Source organism: Saliphagus infecundisoli (assembly GCF_020177375.1).
Classification (GTDB): domain Archaea; phylum Halobacteriota; class Halobacteria; order Halobacteriales; family Natrialbaceae; genus Saliphagus; species Saliphagus infecundisoli.
The window spans coordinates 41,160-62,029 of sequence record NZ_JAIWHV010000018.1; the positions used below are offsets into that span (position 1 = coordinate 41,160).

Sequence of the window (20,870 nt, forward strand, 5' to 3'; positions counted from 1 at the left end):
CCGGAGGACTCGCGGCGTTAGCCCCAGTGGTCGGCGACGATCCCGGGAAGCTCCCGGACCTCCGCCGCGCGCTCTTCGACGGTCTCCCGGAGGGCCGGGTCGCCCGACTTCTCGATCGCGTCCTCGGTCGCCGCGACGATCTCCCGTCGCTCGTCGGCCGACGGGAATCCCCCGAACTCCCGGCGGTCCTCGTAGCCGAGCACCTCCTGAAGGCTCCGGGTCTTGTGGGAGTTCGAGCCCAGGAAGACACAGCGCGTCCCGCCCAGCGAGGCGAAGATCGAGGGGTGATAGCGCCCCGAGACCAGCGCGTCGGCGTTGGCCAGCACGCCTCCCGCAGCGAGCACCGGCGTCTCGACGGGGAGGATCGGCGTCTCCGTCCGGTCGGCGACCTCCTCGAGAAAGCGATCGGAGGGGGAGGTCTGGACGAGCAACACCTCGCGGTCGAGACCCTCCCGAAGCTCCCTCACCAGGCCCTCGTAGGCGGGAATCGCCCGCTCGGGCTCGCGCTGGGCGAGCGAACTCCCACCGACACAGACGTACGGCGCCGAGAGGTCGAAGCCGTTCAGGTACTCCTCCTCTTCGGGGAACGGGACGATGAAGTCGGCGTCGTCGGGAAGCTGCCGGGAGAGGTCGCCGGCGTAGCGGTCGTGCCACGAAAAGAGCGCGTCGGGGACGAAGTAGCCCTCGGCCTCGGGCGCGAGCTCCTCCAAGAGCTCGAGCGACCGGGGGTCCCGGAGCGTGACGGCGTTGCACTTCCGGAGGGTCCGGGCGGCCTGTGCGGCCGTCCGCTGGTTTCGGCCGTCAACCGGGCAGTCCGAGATCATCGCGTTGAGGTAGTAGACCGGTTTGCCGAGCGCGTCGGCCAGTTCGACCACCGAGAGCAAGAACAGCAGCTTGCGCCGGGGCGGGGTCGTAAAGATCATGTCGCCCTCGCCGTTGATCACGACGCCGTCGCTGTCGGCGACCGCGTCGTAGAGCTCGCCAAGCCGGCCGTTCTCCTCACGGCGGTCGTAGATCGTCCGGGCGCTCCTCCGGGGGTCCTCGGAGACGAAGTCGGTCTCGGCGCCGAGCAGCTCCTCGGCGGCGACGTAGTAGCCAAAGACGGGATGGCGGTCCCGGCGCCTAGTTATCTTCCGGAACCACTCGGGCGAGAGCAGTTTCGACCGGATCGGCGTCTCCCCGGCGGCGTACTCGCCGTCGACGACGCCGCCGATCGAGAACTCCTCGGCGAGGACGCCGTAGAGGCTGATGCTGGTGCCCCGACACCCCCAGTTCTCCCGGTTGCGGTTGTCCCCGACGTAGAGCAGATCCATACTTTGGCTTCCGGCGTGGCGCGATTATACGTGTTGCTTTCCGGTCGTTCGCCCGGCCGATCGCCCGTTCCGGGCCGATGTCATCACCTATATCTCCCGGCTCCCACATGGGGGGACGTGTCCCGAAACGTCGTCCTGATCTGTCTCGACGCGGTCAGGAAGGACTACTTCGACCGCAACGCCCCCCGGACCCGTGCGGCCGCCGACCTCGCCATCGATGGCTGCCGGGCCGCGAGTCCGTGGACGGTTCCGAGCCACGGGAGCGCGTTCACGGGCCGGCTCCCCAGCGAAACGGGGATCTACGACCCCGACGCCGACTTCGGGACGCTCGAGGGAGACACATTCCTCTCGGCGCTTTCCGACCACACGACGATCGGCGTGAGCGCCAACCCCTGGCTCTCCTCGACGTTCGGCTTCGACTCCCTGTTCGACCGCTTCGAGTACGCCGACTACGGGACGCTCTTCTCGGCGGGGATGGACGCCCGCGAGTTCGTCGACCGAGCGCCCGACGGCGGCCTCCGCCGAAGTGCTCGCCTCCTCCGGGAGGCCGCGGCTCACGACCATCCCGCAAAGAGCGTCGCCAACGCCGTCGCCGCCAAGGTCCGCTCGCGGGCGACGCGGTTCGGGGTCCCGGCGCTCACCGACGACGGCGCCGGAACGGTGTCCCGCCGGCTGCGGGAGGCGACCGACGACGCCGGAGAGCCCTTCTTCGCGTACGTCAACCTCATGGACGGCCACGACACCCACCGTCCCCACGTCAAACTCGACCGCGACCGGTACTCGGCGCCGGCCGACTGGGACTCGACGGGGGTGAACAAGTGGGCGTACAACGCGAACCCCGGACGGCGAGAGCCCACCTACCTCCGGCGCTACCGGGAGCTGTACGCCGCCAACATCGCCTACCTCGATCGGGTCCTCGCGGACCTCCTCGAGCACTTCGAGGGGACCGCCCGCGAGACGACGGTGATCGTCACGGCAGACCACGGCGAGAACCTGGGGTACGCCGCCGACGACGGACTGATCGAACACGTCGGCTGCCTCACCGAGGCCCTGCTGCACGTCCCGCTGTACGTAATCAACCCGCCCGAGGGCCTCCAGATCGGCGACGGCTACGTTTCCCAGCTCGAGCTGGGCCGGCTCGTCCGTGCCGCGGCCGACGACGACCCCGACGCGGCCAGCGACCTCGCCCGGGAACGGATTCCCGCGGAGCTGGTCGGGACCCACTTGCCGAGCATGGATCGGGCCGACGCCGATCTCGATACCGACTACTGGTCGCGGAGCATCCGGGCGGTCTACGAGGGCGAGCGAAAGTACCAGTGGGACTCGCTGGGCAATCGTTACGAGTACGACGTCGACCCGGGCCGGCCCTGCTGGCAGAACCGGGTCGCCGACGGGATCGAAATTCCGCCCGAGGCACACGACCTGTTCGCGACGGAGATCGGCGCCGTCGATCCCGACGGGGCGGCCGCGGACGTCGACGGCGACACCGCCTCCCGCCTGCGGGATCTGGGCTACCTCTAGACCCGATCTCGGAGCTCCGCGAGCCGTTCTGCGGCCTGCTTGAAGCCGGCGCCGCGCTTCTCGTGGCCCCGCCAGATCTCGGTGATGATCGGGCCCTCGAAGTCGTCGTACAGCGGCAGGAGGCGCTCGAAGTCGATCTCGCCCTCGCCGATCTGGAGCCCCTCGCCGTCGACGCCCGCGGCGTCGGCGACGTGGAGGTAGGCGGTGTACGGCCGAAGGGTCCGGGCGTGTTCGTAGAGGTCCTCGCCCGCGTAATTGCACCACAGCTTCGCGTGGGAGGTGTCATAACAGATCCGTCGGCCGGTCCGCTCGCAGAACTCCGCGATCTCTTCTGCGGCCATGAAGTTGTTGTGGTAGCGCTGGCCGCCGTAGATCCAGGGCAGGGGCGGCATGTTCTCCATCAGCACCTCGACGCCGCTCTCGTCGAGTTCCGAAAGCGACCGTTCGAGGGCCTCGTTCATTGCCGGGACCGACTCGAGGTCCATGTGGTCGGTCGTGATCCCGCCGGGGTGGACGACGATCGGCGGCCGCTCGGTCGGGAAATGGGGCGCGATCTCCTCGCGGGTCTTGTCGATCACCCGCTGGAGGACGTCCACCGCCTCCTGGCGGGTCGCCTCGGTTCGCGCGCTCGGATCGACGAGGTCGTGGCCGACCTGTTCGGGGGCGTGGATCCCCAGCCCCTTCTCGTAGTCGCCCACCGAGAACGCCTCGTCGAGGCCGGAGCCGTTGACCCGGAACTCGAAGACGTCGGGATCGCCCCAGTCGTGGTCTGCGATATCGGAGAAGCGGACGACGATCCCCCAGTTCTCGAGATCGGTGTCGTACTCTTCGGCGATCCCCTCGTCTACGTCCTCCCACTGGATCGTCTCGTCGGCCCCGATCGTTCTCCGGGCTTCGGCCCCGACGACGGTCTCGAGTTCCTGGGGGGAGACGCCCTTCGCCGGGCTCTTCGCGGTCAGGTCCGCACGGGTGATCTCCCGTCCGGCGGGGATCTCGCGGGCGGCGACGAGGCTCTTGCCAAGCGAGACGCGGTTGTTGTACTCCCCGCGGGTGAGGTACCGTTTGGGGGTCCCCTGGCTCTCCTCGATGTTGCGGACGTCCCGGACGAGCTTCTCCAACCCCGGGGCCTCCAGGCTCGCGGCGTGATCCGGCCCCTCCATGTCCCGCGAGACGGTGAAGTGGCGCTCGAGGACGTCGGCACCCATCGCGACGGCGGCCCCCGAGACCGCGATGCCGCGTTCGTGGCCCGAGTAGCCCACGGGGATGTCGTATCGCTCGTCGAGTTCCTCCATGAACGCGAGATTCAGGTTGTGGTAGGGCGCGGGGTACGTACTCCGGCAGTGGAGCAGGCCGAACGCCGCTCCCCGATCCGCCAGGAACTCGACAGTCCGCTCGATCTCTCCTTCCTCGGCCATCCCAGTCGAGACCAGGAGGGGTTTGCCCGTCTCGACGAGCCGCTCGAGCAGGAGGAAGTTCGTCATGTCGGGCGAGCCGATCTTGTACGCCGGGAGGTCGAGGTCCTCCAGAAAGTCGACGCTCGAGTCGTCCCAGGGCGAACAGAGGAACTCGATGCCCGACTCGCGGGTGTAGTCGGCCAGTTCGCGGAACTCCGCGTCCGACAGCGAGACTCGCTTCAGGTTCGAGACGGTGTACTCGACGCCCATCTCCGAGCGGGCGGGGTTGGTGACGACCTCCTCGCGGTAGGTCTCCTCGAGCCGGCGCTTCTGGAACTTTACCGCGTCGGCGCCCGCCTCGTTCGCGATGTCGACTAACTTCTTTGCGAGCTGGAGGCTGCCGTTGTGGTTGATGCCGGCCTCGGCGATGACGTAGGCGGGGTGATCGCCGCCGATCGACCGGTCGCCGACGGCGAGGGTGGAATCGGACATATCGTCTCCTCTTATCGGGGCGCCAAAAGGATTGTTTCTCGTCGCTCGCACGGTCGGCTTTGGATTCGCCTCCCGGTAGCCGATACGATCCCGAAGGCACTCCAGAGGACCGTTCGTGGCGGTATCGGAGCATACATCGAATTGACAATCTTATAGTGTCCCGACCGCGAACCCGTTTTCGAGTGAGTACATGAGTACAGAGGACCTCTCCTTCCGGGAGAAGGCCCGCGGCCTCTACGAGGTCGCGACCTTTCGCCCGGTTCTGACCGCCTCCGTCGTCTTCTTCAGCGTCTTTACGGCCCTCCTCGAGGGGATCGGGATCAGCTTCATCGTTCCGATCGTCGAAATCGTCCAGTCGCCGGGGGCGCCGGGCGAGGACGCAAGCGGTCCGGTCGCGGTCTTCGTCGCCGTCTACGACTTCCTGGGGATCCCCTTCACGCTGGGCTCGGTCGTCCTCGGAGTCATCACCGTCATGGGCGTCCGGTTCGGGACGAACTTCGTCGTCGACTGGATGCGCATCGCCCTCCAGAACCGCTACGTCCGCCACCTCCAGCGCGAGTCGTTCGATCACGCCTTGGATGCCGAGATCGCCTACTTCGATCGGGAAGGCTCCGACGACATCCTGAACGCCATCGTCACCCAGGCCGAGGCCGCGGGGCGGGTGATCAGTGACTTCATCCGTTTTATGAAACAGGTGATGCTCTGTGCGGTCTATCTGGGAATCGCGCTCTATCTCTCGCCCGTGCTCACCGTGCTCGCGGGCGTGATCCTCGGTGGACTGACCTTCTTCATCCGCAAGGTCGTCGAGCCGGGATACACCATCGGCGACCGGGTCGCCCAGGCCAACGAGGAGATCCAGGGCGCCGCCCAGGCGGGCACCCAGGGGATCCGCGACGCGAAGCTCTTTACGCTGACCGACGAGCTCTTCGATCGGTTCGCACGCCACGTCGACACCTACACCTCCTCCTCGATCAAGCTCGGGCGCAACGAGGCGATCATCGACAACGTCTACAACTTCGCGGCGGCCGCGACGGTGTTCGGACTCATCTACGTCGCGATCGGGTTTACCGGCCTCTCGCTCGCCTCGCTTGGGATGTTCCTCTTTGCGATGTTCAAGCTCGGCCCGAAACTGAGCCGGGCGAACAACTACCTCTACCGGGTCGAGGGCCGGCTCCCCCATCTCGTCCGGACCCAGGAGTTCATCGACGAACTGCGCGACCACGAGGAGCCGGTCGGCGGCGGCCGACCGGTCCCCGAGAGCCCGTTCCCGATCACCTTCGAGGACGTCTCCTTTGCCTACGACGAAGAGCCAGTCCTCCGGGACGTTTCCTTCCGGATCGCGGCCGACGAGTTCGTCGCGTTCGTCGGCCCGTCCGGCGCCGGCAAGTCCACCGTCGCCTCCCTGCTCGCCCGGCTGTACGACCCCGACTCCGGGGACGTGACGGTCGCCGGGACCTCCCTCGCCGAGTACGACCTCACCGAGTGGCGCTCGCGGGTCGCCGTCGTCCGCCAGAACCCGTTCCTGTTCAACACCACCCTCCGGGAGAACGTCACGATCGGGAACCGGGATGCGACCCAGGCCGAGATCGAACGCGCCTGCGAGATCGCCCACGTCACGGAGTTCATCGACGAACTCCCCGAGGGCTACGACACCGAACTCGGCGACGACGGCGTCCGCCTCTCTGGGGGCCAGCGTCAGCGGGTCGCACTCGCCCGCGCGCTCCTGAAGGACGCGGACCTCCTCGTCCTGGACGAGGCGACCAGCGACCTCGACTCGGGGATCGAAGACCGGGTCCACACCGCCATCGAGGAGATGGACCGGGACTACGCGATCCTCGCGATCGCCCACCGGCTCTCGACCGTGCGGGGTGCGGATCGGATCCACACCGTCGAGGACGGCAGGATCGTCGAGGAGGGTGACCACGAGGAACTGCTCGAAGAGGAGGGCCGGTACGCCGACCTCTACGCGATGCAGTAGCCGTGGCGGGAGCCACGGACCGAACGGACGAGACGAACGATTCCACACTCTCCTACGAGGAGGCCCACCGCCGGTTTCTGGCCGTCGAGGACGACCTGGGGCTCTTTTCGGCCCGGATCGACGGCGTCCCCTTCTGGGAGCGGGCCCGCTTCGAGACCCACAGGGAGGCGATCCGGGAAACGACGCCGCTGGGCGAGGCCCACACGACGGTCTCCCTCCAGCGCGCCCGCCTCCGGAAGCTGACGGGACTGCTCCGGAACGTCGCCGTCGGCAACCCCTTTCTTGCCGATCCTGCGGAGATCGCGTTCGTCGGCCATCCCCGACGCAAGCAACGGGAGGACGGGCTCTGGTGGGACGTCTACTGCGACCCGATCCTCGAGGCCCTCGACCTCGACGCCGTCTACCTCGAACCCGATCACGACCACGTCCACCACACCCCAGCGAAGACGGAGGACGTTCGCTACCTCGATCTGGTGAAGTACGGCGGCAACCTCCGGCGAAAGTTCCTTCCTCCGAGTGTTCTCACGCCGGCCGACGAGCGCTTCCTCGAGCGGGTCGAAGCGGCGTTCGCCGAGCGGTTCGGGACCGGCCTCGACGTCGCCGGACGGGTCCGCCGGGACCTCGTGACCCGGCGCTGCAGGGGACCGCTCTACCGGCGACTCCTCGAGCGCCTCGATCCCGATATCGTCGTCCTCGTCGTCTCCTACGGGAAGGAGACGCCGATCGAGGTCTGTTCGGATCTCGGAATCCCCGTCGTCGAACTCCAACACGGCGTGGTCAATCCGTATCACGTCGGCTACTCGTTTCCGGGCGACCGCACCAAGGAGACGTTCCCCGACTACCTCTTTACCTTCGGCGAGTTCTGGGGCGACTCCGTCGAGTTGCCGATCCCCGCCGATCGGGTGTATCCGGTCGGTTACCCTCACCTCGAGGCGTCGCTTGCGGAACTCGAGGACGGTGTCGAAAGCGGGTCCGGGGACGCAAACGACGACGCCTCGGACGATGAGAGCGACGAGGGAGGAGAGCAGTTGCTGGTCGTCTCCCAGGGAACCGTCGGCCGGGAACTCTCCCGGTTCGTGGCGGCCCTTGCTGAAGATTTTTCGGGTGAGATCGTCTACAAACTCCACCCCGGCGAGTACGACGGCTGGGAGGACTCCTACCCTTGGCTCCGGGAGGCCGATATCGACGTCCGCGCCGACGCCGACCTCTACGACCTCTTCGCCGAGTCGGCGGCCCAAGTCGGAGTCTACTCGACGGCGCTCTACGAGGGGCTGGCGGTCGGCCTCGACACCTACCTGCTCGAGTGTCCCGGCGTCGTCCAACTGGGGCCGCTGGTCGATCGGGGCTACGCGACCGTAGTCGAGTCCCCCGCGGAGTTCCTCGAGGCCTACGAGGCGGGGGCGGCGAGTCCGCCCGAAGATCGGGCGCCCTTCTTCGCGCCGAACGCGATCGACACCATCGGAGCCGCGCTCGCGGAGGTCCGCGAGCGAGAGCGACGATAACCGGCGCGATCGATGTCCGTCGCGACGAGCGGCTACCCGCGCGATTCCGACGTCGGGGAAAGCCGTTCGCGGAGCTGACCGGTTCGTTTCGCGAGGTCGAGTACGTACCGGAGCCCGTAGAACGAGAGCTTCTCCCGGATCGACAGCTCCTCCCAGACGTCGGCGAGTTCCTTCTTCGTGGTCGAGGGTTTCGGCGGGAGGTACTGTCGCGGGTTCGCCAGCCCGCGGCCGTGGCCGAGTTCGGGGTGGAGCCGGCGATTCTGCTCGATCCCGCGGCCGATCCGGACGTACTTTTCGAGCATCGATCGCAGCGACACCCGCGACGGGTGGGTCACGACGACCTCCGGCGCGTAGTGGAGCTCCCGACCGGAGCGCTGGACCCGGCGGCCGAACTCGAGGTCGCCGCCCGACACCAACCGGGAATCGAAACCGCCGACGTCAGCGAGCGTCTTGCGGGTGACCAGCAGGCAGTTCGTCGGCGCGTACCCCTCCTCGCGGACGTAGCGGGCGACGGGGAAGCCGGTCAGGCGGTCGTAGCGCGCGACGAGCCCCTCTCCGTCCTCTCGGGGGATCTCGACCCGACAGCCCACGTACGCCGCCCCGCGTTCGTCCATCGCCGCGACCGCGCGCTCGAGCCAGTCCGCTTCGACGGTGCTGTCGGCGTCGAGGAAGGCGAGTATGTCGGTATCCGCCCGTGCGGCCCTGATTCCCGTGTTTCGGGCGGCGTAGGAGCCCTGAATCTCGGTCTCGGAGACGAGGGTGAACAGGCCGGGATCGGTTTCGCGAAACGCCCGAGCGACCTCGAGGGTGGCGTCGGTCGAGCCGTTGTCGGCGACGACGACCTCGTAGTCGGGGTAGGTCTGGTCGGCGAGGGCCTCGAGAGTCGCCGAGAGCCCCTCGGGGTCGTTGTAGACGGGAACGATCACCGAGACGGGCGGCCCGTTCACGGGCGGTCACCGCCGGTCGGCGTCCGGGGGTGGCGTCCGCGGTCGCCACGAAGGAGGGTCACGATCGGTACGGGCCGCCGGATAGACTTATATCGCCCGGTAAGCCGCATCGGTGGCTACTTGTCGGTCGGGGCGCAGGCTCCCGCCATGGCCGTCGCTCTCGTCCCTGCACGCGGTGGAAGCAAGGGGATCCCCGGAAAGAACGTCACGCCGTTTCTCGGCGACCCGCTGATCGCCCATACGATCGCCCAGGCCGACGCCGCCGACGCGATCGAGAGTACCTACGTCTCGACCGACGACGACGAGATCGCCGACGCCAGCCGCGAGGCCGGCGCTGGCGTCATCGACAGGCCGGAATCGATCGCTGGCGACCGCTCGCCGACGGAGGCGGCGCTTACCCACGCCCTCGAGGTCCTCGAAAACGACGGAGTCGAGCCCGAGGTCGCCGTGCTCCTCCAGTGTACCTCGCCGCTTCGCCGGCCCGCTGACATCGACGCGACGGTCGACCTCGTCGAGGGGGAGTACGACTCGGCGCTTTCGGCCTGTGCCGATCACTCCTTTTTCTGGGAGCAGGAGGGAGAAAGCGCCAGCCCGGTCAACTACGATCCCGCGGAGCGACCGATGCGCCAGGAGATGGCCGACCGCTACCGCGAGAACGGCTCGGTCTACGCCTTCGAACCGGCGGTCCTCCGGGAGGAGAGTGCCCGGCTGGGCGGACGGGTCGGGATCCACGAGATGCCCGAACTCCTGAGCTTCGAGGTGGACACGCCCGAGGACCTGACGCTGCTGGAGGCGATCGCCGACGTGATCGGGTTCGAAGCCACCGCCGGGGAGCTGGGTGGGCGGACGTGAGCAGGACGGTCTACTTCGTCAACGACACGACGACCAGCGAGAACTGGGGCTGTCGGGGAACCACGAGAGCCCTGCGCGGGATGGTCGCTGAGGCGGGCGGCGAGATCACCGATACCCTCCACCTCGAGCGGATGGACGACCGGCGCGCGCTCGCCGAGACCGTCGTGGAACCCGAGTCGTTTCCCGCGCGCCTGGCCCGCTTCGTGTCCCGGAAGGCCGACCTTGAGGGGAAGGCGTTGCGGGCGCTCGCGTTCGTCCACGGCGGGAACCGCCGGGGCGCCTACGAACACTACCAGTCGATCGTCGGCCGGTGGGACGAGATCCCCGTGACCTACGAGGAGTACCCCGCGGCCGCGCGGGCGGTCCGCCGTGGCGAGCTCCTCCCCGACGTCCGCCGCGGGATCGAGGACAGCGACCTCGTCCTCATCAACGGCGAGGGAAGCATCTACGACCGCCAGCGAAAGGGCCGGATGATGCTGTTCGTCGCCTACCTCGCCCGCGAGTTCGACACCGACTGCGCGCTCGTCAACCACACCGCCGACGTCCACGACCCGGTCGTCCGCGAGATCGCCGCGAACGTCTATCCCCGGCTGACCGACGTCGTCTTCCGGGAGCCGTTCTCGGCTGACGCCTGCGCCGAGTTCCTTCCCGACGAGGCCGACCGCTCCCGGGGCGCCGACGCCGCCTTCACGTACGAGCCCGTCGCCGACCGGGAGGCCTGGGAGCGGGTCGTCTCCCGCGAGGGCTACTTCGACGCCTACCCCGACTCCGCAGCGGGGTTCGACCCGAGCGAGCCCTACGTCTGCGTCGGCGGCAGCTCGATCTACAACCGACCCGACAGGCCCGCCTACGACCCGGAACCCGCCTTCGCCGACCTCTGTCGGCAGGTCGAGCGCGAGGTCGCCTCGGTCGTGCTCACCGCCTCCTGTGGCTCCGACGCCGAGATCCTCCGGCCGGTCGCCGACGACCTCGACCTGCCGTTGGTCGGCCCCGCGACCCCGGTCCGACAGGCGATCGACGTCCTGGGCCACGCCGCGGGCTACGTCGGCGGGCGCTGGCACCCGAGCATCTACGCGCTGACTGGGGGAACTCCGGTGGTGACCCTCACCGCCAACACCTACAAGACCGCGGCGCTGATCGAGCAGGTCGGCCTCGACGGCCCGACGTTCGACGCGCTCGCCCTTGAGGGCGCGACCGACCGGATCGTCGATCTCCTCTCGGAGTACGTCGATCGCGAGGGGCTCGAGGAGCGCCTCGAAGAGCGGGCCGACGTCCTCGCAGAGCGCGCCCGTCGTAACGTCCGGCTCCTCGAGAGCTAAAATACGCCCCGGACCCGCTCGAGGACGGGGTCGGGCAGGTACCGGACCGCGGCCCCCTTTCCGCGACGCTCGAGGCGTTCACGGAGGGCCTCGAACCGGCCCGTCTTCCTGAAGCGCTCAAAACACTCCTGCTCGTACGCTCTATCGGGTGTGACCGTCGGGGGGTCCTCGAGAGGGAACTCGAGGTCGTAGCGTGGGAGATCGGCCAGCGGCGAGTCGGGATCGGTCGTGTGGATCGCCCCCGCCCCGAAGCCGACGTTCGAGACGAGGTTGCGGGCGGGGACGACCGCGAGCCCGCCGGTAACGAGCATCGCGTACTGCCAGGGCTTGCTCCAGGCGACGGACTCCCCTCGGTAGCGCTTCTCGAACCGCTCGCGCTGGTAGGCAACGCGCTCCTCGTCGCTGATCGCCGCCCGGATCCGCCGTCGGATCCGCGGATCGCGCCAGCCGCCCATCTCGGGGTCGTAGCGCGCCCAGGCATCGCGCCAGGTCGCCCATCCCCAGACGCCCTGGTAGGTCACGAAGTGGTAGTCGCCGCTCCCATTGGTCCATGTCCCCAGCCGGTTGGTGCCGTTGACGGACATCACCCGCTCGTCCCCCCGGTAGCGCTCGAGCATCGTCTCGCAGAAGCGAAAGAACTCGCGGTTGGGAACGCAGTCGTCCTCAACGATGATCGCTTCCGGCTCCCTGTCGAAGACCCAGTCCAGTCCCTCGGCGACGCTCGCGACGCCGTGATTGTGGTCGCGGTACAGGCGGCGAAGGTCGAGATCCCAGTCGATCCCCTCCTCGACGGCCCGGCGGGCGGCCCCACAGCGTTCGGCCGCCGCGTCGTCGCCGGCTTCGGGCCCGTCAGCGACGACGTAGAGTGTGGGGGGCTCGACCGCGGCGATCGCCTCGACGACCCGGGCGGTGGTTTCGGGACGGTCGTAGATGGGGAGGACGACCGGGGTCGAGAGCTCCCAGCCATCTCCCGGCTCGGTCGGCCCGTCCCGAGCGCCCGCTTGTCGGCCCTCGCCTCGCTCCCCGTTCGTTCGCCGGCCCTGCCGGCTCCCGGCGCCGCCTCCGACCATACCGGCTCCTGTCGACCGATCCCACAAAACCCTTGTCGTCAGGTTTTTCGTCGCCTTCGCCCAACGGGCGTTCGAATGGAGGGTCCCACCGTCTCGGTCGTCGTCCCGACCCACAACCGGTGTCGGACGCTCCCGCGGGCCATCGACAGCGTCCTCTCGGGCACCTACGACGATTTCGAACTCCTGATCGTCGACGACGGCTCGACCGACGCCACCCCCGAGGTCGTCGCGGACTACGACGACGACCGGATCCGCGTGCTTCGCTTCGAGGAGAACCGCGGCGCGAACGCCGCCAGAAACGCCGGAATCGAGGCCGCCCGCGGCGAGTTCGTCTCCTTTCTGGACTCCGACGACGCCTTCCGCCCGCGCCACCTCGAGGTGACGGTCGGCGTCCTCTCGGGGGCGCCCGCGACCTGTGGCGGCGTCTGTACCTCCTACGCCCGGATCCGCGACGGGACGGTCGGCTCGATCCAGCGTGTCCCCGAGGGGGTCATCGACCGGGCGGCGATCCTCGACGGCAACCCGATCGGCTCGCTGTCGGCCACCACGTTTCGTCGGTCTACCTTGGAGGCCATCGGTGGCTTCGACGAGGACCTCCCCTCGGCCCAGGACTACGACCTCTACGTCCGGGTGAGCGAGGGCTCACGGCTCCGGGGGATCGGCGAGATCCTCGTCGATCATTACACCGACGGCGACCGGATCAGCCACGACGTCGACCGCCAGATCCGGGGTTACGAGCGGATCGTCGAGAAACACGGCGACGCCATCTCCGATCGGCGCCGGGCCCACCAGCGCTTTCTGATCGCCTTTCTCTACGCCGACCGCGGCGAGATCGACGCAACGCGTCGGGAGCTCCGGACCGCACTCTCGCTTCACCCGACGAACCCTCGCTACCACTACTTCTATCTTGCCGCCCGGCTCGGCGGCTCCGCGTTCGCCGCGAGCCGACGGCTGAAGGACCTCGGAAACCGGTTGTATCGCCGTGGTCTCCCGTTTTCGTGAAGGCCTGGATGCGGTCGTCGGAATCGGTATCCGCCCGTTCGAGGTTGAGAGCGGCTCTGGGCTCCGTCGCCGACAATCGGAGCCGATCCTTCGTCCGTCGCGTCGAGGACGCCGACTGACCGCCGGACCGACCGTTCGGGTTTCACGACGTTTTTATCCGATGGCATCGTCGGCACCGACAGCGATGGACTCCTCTCGACGTACCGACGCGGCCTTTGCCGTCTGCTACGTCGCCTTCGTCTTCGCGGGCGTCTACAAGGACGCGTGGTACGTCGCCTGGGCCCCCCTCGACCTGACGCTCGCCTTCGGGCTTGCGGCCGCCGCTGTCGCCGGCTGGCTGGCCCTGCGGGGCGGGCTCCGGGTCACCCCGGCCGGAATCGCCATCACCGGCCTCTTTACGGCGTTCGCGCTCTACGCCGTCGTCTCCGGGCTCTGGTCTCCAAGCACCGACTACTACCTCTCGAAGGCGTTTCGCCTGGTCGGGGTCACCGGGCTTACGCTCGGGCTCGGGGCCCTCGTCGTCGCCTCCTCGGCCCGCCGGCTCCGCTACACGGGCTTTGCGACGGTCGGCTTCTCGCTCGTCGCCGTCATCGAGACGTTCGTGCGATACCTCCAGTCCGGCGACACGGCCATCTATCCCTTTGGGACGAACTACCTGATCACGGGCCGTGTACTCGGCCTCGGAATCGTGATCCTCACCGGCTACCTCGTTCTCTCGCGGGCGGATCGGCGCCTGACGACCGCCGCGGGGATCGCCCTCCCGCCGGCGACCTACGCGTTGCTCGTGATCGGCTCCCGGGGCCCCCTGGTCGCGGCTGTCGGCGCGATCGGGCTCCTGGTCGTCGCCGGGCTCCTGATCGGCCGGCTCCCGAACGGCCGGTGGGCCCTCGGGGCCTACGCCGCGGCGGTCGGGCTCGCCGGTTACGTCGCGTTCACGGTCGCGAGACACCTCGAGACGATCACCCGACTGCTCTGGCTGCTCGAGGGCCCGGGCCAGTCCCTCGGCGCACGATTCACCTACTGGCAACAGACCATTGCGGGGCTCGGGCCCGCGACGCTTCCGTTCGGCTACGGACTCGGCTCCTGGCCGGTCGTCCTCGGCTACGGCGACGCCCAGGACTACCCCCACAACATCGTCCTCGAGGTGGCCTTCGAACTCGGGCTGGTCGGGCTGGCGCTGCTCCTGGCGCTGTTCGCGGTCGGGGTCGGGGTCGCCATCCGCGAGTGGGCCGACCACGGCCGGCCGGTCCACCTCGTGCTCCTCGCGCTGTTCGCGTATATGCTCGCGAACACGATGGTGACCGGCGATCTGAACGAGAACCGCTACCTCTTTGCGGTCTGTGGGGTGCTCGCCTATCGGGTCGCGCCCCGGCGGTACGCCGTCCCTTCGCTTGCTACGGTCCGGGAGGCGATCGGATCATCGGGATCGCCGACCTGACCGCGTTCCGACGGCTTTTTCATCGCCCACGGGGCTCCCATCTCCATGCACTGTCTGGTCACGGGCGGCGCCGGCTTCATTGGCGGCCATCTCGCCGAGGCGTTCGCCCGCGAGGGCCACGACGTCACCGTCCTCGACAACCTGGAACCGTTCTACGACGTCGACATCAAACGCCACAACGTCGAGGCCGCCCGCGAGGCCGCGACCGGCGAGTATGCCTTCGTCGAGGGCGACGTCACCGACGAGGAACTCGTCGCCGAGCTCGTCGCCGACGCGGACGCCGTCTACCACCAGGCCGCCCAGGCCGGCGTCCGGGCCAGCGTCGAGGAGCCCCTGAAGGTCCACGAGTACAACGTCGACGGCACGCTCAACCTCCTGGATGCGGCCCGCGATACAGACCTCGAGCGGTTCGTCTACGCCTCCTCGTCGTCGGTCTACGGCAAGCCCGAGTACCTCCCCTACGACGAGGACCACCAGACGACGCCGGTCAGTCCCTACGGCGTCTCGAAGCTCTCGGCCGAACACTACGCGCGGGTCTACCACGAACTCTACGGCGTGCCGTCGGTCTCGCTTCGATACTTCACGGTCTATGGCCCCCGGATGCGCCCGAACATGGCCATCTCGAACTTCGTCTCCCGGTGTATCCACGGCGAACCACCCGTCATCTACGGCGACGGCACCCAGACGCGCGATTTCACCTATATCGAGGACATCGTCGGCGCGAACCGCACCCTCATGACCGACGACAGTGCCGACGGTGAGGTGATGAACGTCGGCTCGACGGACACCATCGACATCCTCACCCTCGCCGAGGTCGTTCGGGACGCGATCGACCCGACCCTCGAGATCCAGTTCACCGACGCCCGCGAGGGCGATGCCGAACACACCCACGCCGACGTCTCGAAGGCTGGAGAGCTGATTGGCTACGAACCCGACGTGACGATTCGGGAGGGCGTCGAGAACTTCATCGGCTGGTATCGGGAGAACGACGACTGGTACGACGACCTCGTCCGGAGGTCGTAGCCGTCCGACGATCGTAGGTCCCGAACCCCACCCCTCGAGCTCAGCCTCGGAGCGCGAGGCTCGCGACTTCCTCGCCGTCGTCACTACCGGGGCCGCGATCCGAAGCGGGTCCGCACTGGCCCGGGCCGATTGCAGGCGTCCAAACGCAACCGCTCAGTCGACGCCCGGACATCCCGCGAATCCACGTTCATGTCGCCGCCACACCGCCCGCGGGTGCTCGAGCGAGTCGCCGCCGAATACCTTCTCAAGATCGGGGCGGTCCCCCGGCTCGAGTGGCGCCTTCAGGGGCCCGCGCTGCGGGCGATCCACCGCCTCCAGCGGGCGACGTGGCCGGCCCGCTACACCGACGCCGACCCCCTACCGTTGCTGTGGGTCGATCCTGCGGCGATCACCCACCACGTCAACCGCGACGAGGTGCCACGGATCTTCGGCCGGGTCGCGGGCGGCCACTGGGATCGCCACCGGGAGAACGGTTCGCGGCGACCGACGTCCACCGCTCGCTCGAGAAACGGTTCGTAGAGGGTGCCGACTGGGCCGAGACGGATCTGTACGCGGCGCTGCTCGCCGGCTCCGAGGACGGCCTCTGACGCCGGCGGTGCGAGACGGAAGCCGAACGCGACCGCCGGCTGACGGCGATCGACGCGCTCTACGACCGCATCGAAAGCGAGCGGTATCGGAGCCAGGCCGCACTGGCCGTCCGGGAAGGGACCGAAGGGATCGGGGAGGGGAACAACGAGCGAAGCCACCCCATGCTCAACGAGGTGGGGATCAACGTCGGCCGCGACGGCGCCTTGCTCTGGCGCCACCGGGGACTCCACCGGCTCTCGATCGCGAAGCTACTCGGCGTCGATCGCATCCCGATTTACGTCCTCGCGCGCCACGCCGGCTGGCAGCGGGTCCGCGACCGCCTGCGGGCGGGCGAGCCGGTCGGAACCGGTCCCGACTCCCACCCCGACCTCGCCGATCTTCGGGAGTGACCGCCACCCCTCTGGCTCCGGCAACCCGGACCGGGACGGAAAGCCCGAACACCGTCCGTCGCCGACTCCCGCCATGACCGACCACCGGCTCCTGATCCCGCACCCCTATTCGCCCGATGCGAAAGCCACCCTCGAGGACGCTGCGGGGGACCGCCTCGCAGTCGAGATCGCCGAAACCCCCGCGGAGTCTCGCGAGGGCTTCGAGGCGGCGACGATCGCGCTGACGCCGCGGCTCCCCGAGGAGTGGCTCGAGCGGGCCGAGAACCTAGAATGGGTCCAGGCGACCAGTGCCGGCTACGACCACTACGACGTGGACGCTCTGGAGGCGCGGGGAATCACGCTGACGACCGCCTCGGGGGTCCACGCCCAGCCGATCGGCGAGCAGGTTCTGGGCGCGATGCTCGCCTTCGAGCGGGGCCTGCTCGAGGCGAGAGATCGCCAGCGGGACGGTATCTGGCTCGCCCACGAAGGCGGCGAGTTGGGACACAAGACCGTCGGCGTGGTTGGACTGGGCGCGATCGGCGGCCGGGTCGCCGAACTCGCCTCGGCGGTGGGGTCGAGGGTGGTCGGTACCAAGCGCGACCCCTCCGATGCCCCCGAGGCCACGAACGAGGTCTACCCGCCCGAGGAGGTCGCCGAGGTCTACCGGCAGGCCGACTATCTCGTCGTCGCCTGCCCGCTCACCGACGAGACCCGCAGGATGATCGACCGGGAAGTATTCGAGACCCTGTCCTCCGATGCAGTGATCGTCAACATCGCTCGCGGGGAGGTGATAGAGAAGGAGGCGCTGGTCTCGGCCCTCCAGCAGGGACGGATCGGCGGCGCCGCACTCGACGTCTTCGACGAGGAGCCACTTCCCCAGGAGTCGCCGCTGTGGGACCTCCCGAACGTCCTCGTGACCCCGCACATGGCAGGCTCGACGCCCCACTACTTCGACCGGGTCGGCGACCTCTTCGCGACCAGTCTCGAGGCGTTTCTCGCGGGCGAGGAGCTGGAAAACCGGATCGTCTGAGCCCCGCTTGCGAGAGCACGTGGGGGTTTGAGGTGGGACGCGCTCGTCGTCACTGGTGCAATGGAGATCGACCTAGAGCGGATCGACCACCTCGACGAGCGGAGCCAGGACTGTCTTCGAAACTGCCTGGAGGCCGCCCAGGTCTGCGAGTGGTGTGCCGACGCCTGCGCCGACGAGGGCGAGGGGATGGCTCGCTGCATTCGCCTCTGTCGGGACGTCGCCGACGTCGCCTCGCTGCACGCCCGGCTGATGTCGAGAAACTCCGCGTACAGCGGCGACCTCGCCGCGGTCTGTGCCGACCTCTGCGAGGAGTGCGCCGAGGAGTGTGCGGAGCACGACCACGACCACTGCCAGGCGTGTGCCGAGGTCCTCCCCGACTGTGCCGACTCCTGTCGAGAGATGGCCTCCGGGTGATCCGGTAGCTTGACGGATCGACGCAATCCGAGCCACGGGTCGTACGTTTACACCGCCGGAACGGGTAAGTGGTACTCGGTCCTATTCGTCGGTATGTCCATCACGGCCGACGAGGAGGTGCTCCATGGGCTCCCCCGTCTCGAGGGAACCAGAATCAGCGTCCTCGACGTCCACGACGCGGTGATGGCTGCCGACCGGACGCCCGCCGAGGCCGCAAACGGACTCGATCTCTCGCTCGGCGAGGTCTACGAGGCCCTCGCCTACTACTACACCAACCCCGAGGAGATCCGTCGATTCCGGGAACGACGGGAAACAGACCGCGACGCTCTCGATTCGCGGACCGTGAAGCCCCCGATCGAGGCGAACGACTCCCGGTAGGGCGATGGCTGGGATCCGACTCCTCACCGACGAGCACGTTCCGGGCCCCTTTCTCACCGCGATAGACGCGCTCGGGTACGACGTCCTCCGGGCGAAAGACGAGTTCCCCGAAGGAACTCCGGATCGCCGTCTCCTCGAGTTCGGTCGTGCAACCGACCGCGTCGTCGTGACCTGCGATACACGGTTCGCCGTGATCGATGGCTCGCTCGTTACCGACCACGGCGGCGTGATCTACACCGAGCAGGCGCTTCTCCAGCGGAATCCGGAACGGGCAGCCGACGCCGTCGATCGCATCGCGGCGACGATCCCGGCCGACGAGATCTCGGGAAGCGAGTTTTACCTGAGCGACTGGCTTTGAGCCTCACTCCGCCGCTTCGATCGCCCGATCCAGGTCGGCGATGACGTCCGCGACGTCCTCGATGCCGACCGAGAGCCGGACCATGTCGTCGGTCGTGCCGCTGGCGAGTTTTTCTTCCTCCGAGAGCTGCTGGTGGGTCGTGCTCGCGGGGTGGATGATCAGGGTCTTCGCGTCGCCGACGTTCGCGAGCAGGCTCGCCAGCGAGACCTCGTTGCAGACGGTTTCGGCCGCGTCGTAGCCACCCTCGAGCCCGAAGGTAATCATTCCACCGTACCCCCCGTCGAGGTACTCCGCGGCCGCGTCGTGGGTCTCATGGCTCTCGAGGCCGGGGTAGTTGACCCACGAGATCTCGGGGTGCTCTTCGAGGTACTCCGCGACGGCCATCGCGTTCTCGCAGTGTTTTTCCATCCGGAGGGGAAGGCTCTCGAGTTTCTGGAGGGTGACCCAGGCGTCGAACGGCGACTGCTGGTTGCCCAGGTCCCGCAGGCCCCGTGTCCGGGCGACCGCCAGGAAGGCCGCGTCGCCGAACGTCTCGTGGAAATTGATCCCGTGGTAGGCGGGGTTGGGCTCGGTGATCTCGGGATAGTCGCCCTCCGGCCACGGGAACGAGCCGCCATCGACGAGCATCCCGCCGATCGTCGAACCGGCGCCGTGGATCCACTTCGTCGTCGAGTGCCAGACGAGGTCCGCGCCGTGCTCGAGCGGCCGGCAGAGGTAGGGCGTCGCGAACGTGTTGTCCACGAAGAGGGGAACGTCGTTCTCGTGTGCGATGTCGGCCAACCGCTCGATGTCGGGGGTGACGAGCGCAGGGTTTCCGATCGTCTCGCAGTGGACGAACGCCGTGTCCGAATCGATCGCCTCCTCGTAGGCGTCGTAGTCGAGGGTATCGACGAACGTCGTCTCGACGCCGCGCTTCTCGACGGTGTGGGTGAGGTAGGTGTAGGTCCCGCCGTAGAGCGACGAGGCGGAAACGACGTTGTCGCCGACGTCGGCGAGGACGAAGGTTGCGAGATCGAGGGCGGCCATCCCCGAGGCCGTCGCGATGGCGCCCGCGCCGCCTTCCAGGGTCGCCACGCGCTCCTCGAGCATCGCGTTCGTCGGATTCATGATCCGCGAGTAGATGTTGCCGGCCTCCTCCAGCCCGAAGAGGGCGGCGGCGTGCTCGGTATCCTCGAAGACATAGGAGGTCGTCTGGTGGATCGGGGGCGCCCGCGCGCCGGTCGTCGGGTCGGGGTCGGCGCCGGCGTGGACGCTGTCGGTCGCGAATCGGTGCTCGTCGGCGTCGCTGTCGTCTGCCATGGAGAGGCCATCGCAGCGAGGGGATTTGGTTCTTCCCCGGCCGCGGTTCGCTCGTCGGGCAAGCGGGAGACCTATTTCGTCGTCGATCATGCACGGGGTATGGAGACGACGCGTCACTTCACCGCGACCGTCTACGTCGTCGCCGACGGCGCGACTGCCCTCCACGACCACCGCCGGCTGGGCATCCGGATCCCGCCGGGAGGCCACGTTGACCGGGACGAACTCCCCCACGAGACGGCGATCCGGGAGTGCCGCGAGGAAACCGGCCTCGAGGCGACGATCATCCCGACCCAGGATCGACGGATCGAGACCGAAACCGGCCGTCCGCTCCCGCGACCCCGACGGCAGATGCTCTACGACATCGACGTCCACGACGGCCGGGTCGCCCACCAGCACGTCGACCATATCTACTACGCGACGGTCCCCTCTCGCGAGATTGACCCTGCGGACGGCGAGGTCGGCGTCGAGGGCTGGCGGTGGTACACACCCGAGGACCTCCGCGCTAGCGACGTAGACGAGGACGTCGTCGCGCTCGGCCGCGAGGCGATCGAGGCCGCAGGAGGACGGTGATTAACCGTCCC

20 protein-coding genes are annotated in these 20,870 nt (G+C 68.4%); 15 read left to right on the plus strand and 5 right to left on the minus strand.

Features of this window, described 5'->3' with window-relative positions; translation table 11 throughout:
- Nucleotides 1-17: 17 nt before the first annotated feature.
- Nucleotides 18-1,313, minus strand: coding sequence for a polysaccharide pyruvyl transferase family protein (locus tag LCF40_RS16555; RefSeq protein WP_224829322.1), 1,296 nt, complete (start codon nucleotides 1,311-1,313; stop codon nucleotides 18-20).
- 117 nt (nucleotides 1,314-1,430) lie between these two features.
- Between LCF40_RS16555 and LCF40_RS16560 the strand changes: the two genes are divergently transcribed.
- Nucleotides 1,431-2,834, plus strand: coding sequence for a sulfatase-like hydrolase/transferase (locus LCF40_RS16560; RefSeq protein WP_224829323.1), 1,404 nt, complete (start codon nucleotides 1,431-1,433; stop codon nucleotides 2,832-2,834).
- Here the strand turns inward: LCF40_RS16560 and LCF40_RS16565 are convergent.
- Nucleotides 2,831-4,720: an N-acetylneuraminate synthase family protein gene (locus LCF40_RS16565; RefSeq protein ID WP_224829324.1), complete on the minus strand. Its 1,890-nt coding sequence runs from the start codon at nucleotides 4,718-4,720 to the stop codon at nucleotides 2,831-2,833. The two genes, LCF40_RS16560 and LCF40_RS16565, sit on opposite strands and share 4 nt — an antisense overlap.
- 190 nt (nucleotides 4,721-4,910) lie before the next feature.
- On the opposite strand from LCF40_RS16565, the gene LCF40_RS16570 reads away from it, so the two are divergent.
- A complete protein-coding gene (locus tag LCF40_RS16570; RefSeq protein WP_224829325.1) occupies nucleotides 4,911-6,698 on the plus strand; it encodes an ABC transporter ATP-binding protein in 1,788 nt (595 codons plus the stop codon).
- A gap of 2 nt (nucleotides 6,699-6,700) precedes the next feature.
- A complete protein-coding gene (locus tag LCF40_RS16575) occupies nucleotides 6,701-8,200 on the plus strand; it encodes a hypothetical protein (RefSeq protein WP_224829326.1) in 1,500 nt (499 codons plus the stop codon).
- A gap of 32 nt (nucleotides 8,201-8,232) precedes the next feature.
- Here the strand turns inward: LCF40_RS16575 and LCF40_RS16580 are convergent, their stop codons facing one another.
- Nucleotides 8,233-9,147, minus strand: a complete 915-nt coding sequence (locus LCF40_RS16580; protein ID WP_224829327.1) for a glycosyltransferase family 2 protein — start codon at nucleotides 9,145-9,147, stop codon at nucleotides 8,233-8,235.
- A gap of 147 nt (nucleotides 9,148-9,294) precedes the next feature.
- Here LCF40_RS16580 and LCF40_RS16585 point away from each other — a divergent pair, with 147 nt between their 5' ends.
- Both LCF40_RS16585 and LCF40_RS16590 read left to right on the plus strand, forming a co-directional pair.
- Nucleotides 9,295-9,999 (plus strand): acylneuraminate cytidylyltransferase family protein, encoded by a 705-nt coding sequence (locus LCF40_RS16585; protein ID WP_224829328.1) that lies wholly within the window; start codon nucleotides 9,295-9,297, stop codon nucleotides 9,997-9,999.
- On the plus strand, nucleotides 9,996-11,318 hold the full coding sequence (locus LCF40_RS16590; RefSeq protein ID WP_224829329.1) for a polysaccharide pyruvyl transferase family protein: 1,323 nt from the start codon (nucleotides 9,996-9,998) through the stop codon (nucleotides 11,316-11,318). Before LCF40_RS16585 ends, LCF40_RS16590 begins: the two co-directional genes overlap by 4 nt.
- Here LCF40_RS16590 and LCF40_RS16595 read toward each other — a convergent pair.
- Nucleotides 11,315-12,388 (minus strand): hypothetical protein, encoded by a 1,074-nt coding sequence (locus LCF40_RS16595; RefSeq protein WP_224829330.1) that lies wholly within the window; start codon nucleotides 12,386-12,388, stop codon nucleotides 11,315-11,317. The genes LCF40_RS16590 and LCF40_RS16595 overlap by 4 nt on opposite strands.
- A 75-nt stretch (nucleotides 12,389-12,463) precedes the next feature.
- On the opposite strand from LCF40_RS16595, the gene LCF40_RS16600 reads away from it, so the two are divergent.
- The 9 genes from LCF40_RS16600 (at nucleotide 12,464) to LCF40_RS16640 (ending at nucleotide 18,990) form a co-directional block, all read left to right on the plus strand.
- On the plus strand, nucleotides 12,464-13,390 hold the full coding sequence (locus LCF40_RS16600; protein ID WP_224829331.1) for a glycosyltransferase family 2 protein: 927 nt from the start codon (nucleotides 12,464-12,466) through the stop codon (nucleotides 13,388-13,390).
- A 184-nt stretch (nucleotides 13,391-13,574) separates the two neighbouring features.
- A complete protein-coding gene (locus LCF40_RS16605) occupies nucleotides 13,575-14,828 on the plus strand; it encodes an O-antigen ligase family protein (protein WP_224829332.1) in 1,254 nt (417 codons plus the stop codon).
- A gap of 45 nt (nucleotides 14,829-14,873) precedes the next feature.
- On the plus strand, nucleotides 14,874-15,851 hold the full coding sequence (locus tag LCF40_RS16610) for an SDR family oxidoreductase (protein WP_224829333.1): 978 nt from the start codon (nucleotides 14,874-14,876) through the stop codon (nucleotides 15,849-15,851).
- A gap of 189 nt (nucleotides 15,852-16,040) precedes the next feature.
- Nucleotides 16,041-16,370: a hypothetical protein gene (locus LCF40_RS16615; RefSeq protein ID WP_224829334.1), complete on the plus strand. Its 330-nt coding sequence runs from the start codon at nucleotides 16,041-16,043 to the stop codon at nucleotides 16,368-16,370.
- A gap of 230 nt (nucleotides 16,371-16,600) precedes the next feature.
- On the plus strand, nucleotides 16,601-16,828 hold the full coding sequence (locus LCF40_RS16620; RefSeq protein ID WP_224829335.1) for a hypothetical protein: 228 nt from the start codon (nucleotides 16,601-16,603) through the stop codon (nucleotides 16,826-16,828).
- 73 nt (nucleotides 16,829-16,901) lie between these two features.
- Nucleotides 16,902-17,840: a D-2-hydroxyacid dehydrogenase gene (locus tag LCF40_RS16625; protein WP_224829336.1), complete on the plus strand. Its 939-nt coding sequence runs from the start codon at nucleotides 16,902-16,904 to the stop codon at nucleotides 17,838-17,840.
- A 60-nt stretch (nucleotides 17,841-17,900) separates the two neighbouring features.
- Nucleotides 17,901-18,254, plus strand: a complete 354-nt coding sequence (locus LCF40_RS16630; RefSeq protein ID WP_263623737.1) for a four-helix bundle copper-binding protein — start codon at nucleotides 17,901-17,903, stop codon at nucleotides 18,252-18,254.
- A 93-nt stretch (nucleotides 18,255-18,347) separates the two neighbouring features.
- On the plus strand, nucleotides 18,348-18,632 hold the full coding sequence (locus tag LCF40_RS16635) for a DUF433 domain-containing protein (protein WP_224829337.1): 285 nt from the start codon (nucleotides 18,348-18,350) through the stop codon (nucleotides 18,630-18,632).
- Nucleotides 18,633-18,636: 4 nt separating this feature from the next.
- Nucleotides 18,637-18,990: a DUF5615 family PIN-like protein gene (locus tag LCF40_RS16640; RefSeq protein WP_224829338.1), complete on the plus strand. Its 354-nt coding sequence runs from the start codon at nucleotides 18,637-18,639 to the stop codon at nucleotides 18,988-18,990.
- Between the two features lie 3 nt (nucleotides 18,991-18,993).
- Here LCF40_RS16640 and LCF40_RS16645 read toward each other — a convergent pair whose 3' ends face one another.
- Complete coding sequence (locus LCF40_RS16645) at nucleotides 18,994-20,289, minus strand: O-acetylhomoserine aminocarboxypropyltransferase/cysteine synthase family protein (protein ID WP_224829339.1); 1,296 nt, start codon at nucleotides 20,287-20,289, stop codon at nucleotides 18,994-18,996.
- A 99-nt stretch (nucleotides 20,290-20,388) separates the two neighbouring features.
- Between LCF40_RS16645 and LCF40_RS16650 the strand changes: the two genes are divergently transcribed.
- Nucleotides 20,389-20,859: an NUDIX hydrolase gene (locus tag LCF40_RS16650; protein WP_224829340.1), complete on the plus strand. Its 471-nt coding sequence runs from the start codon at nucleotides 20,389-20,391 to the stop codon at nucleotides 20,857-20,859.
- Nucleotides 20,860-20,870: the final 11 nt, after the last annotated feature.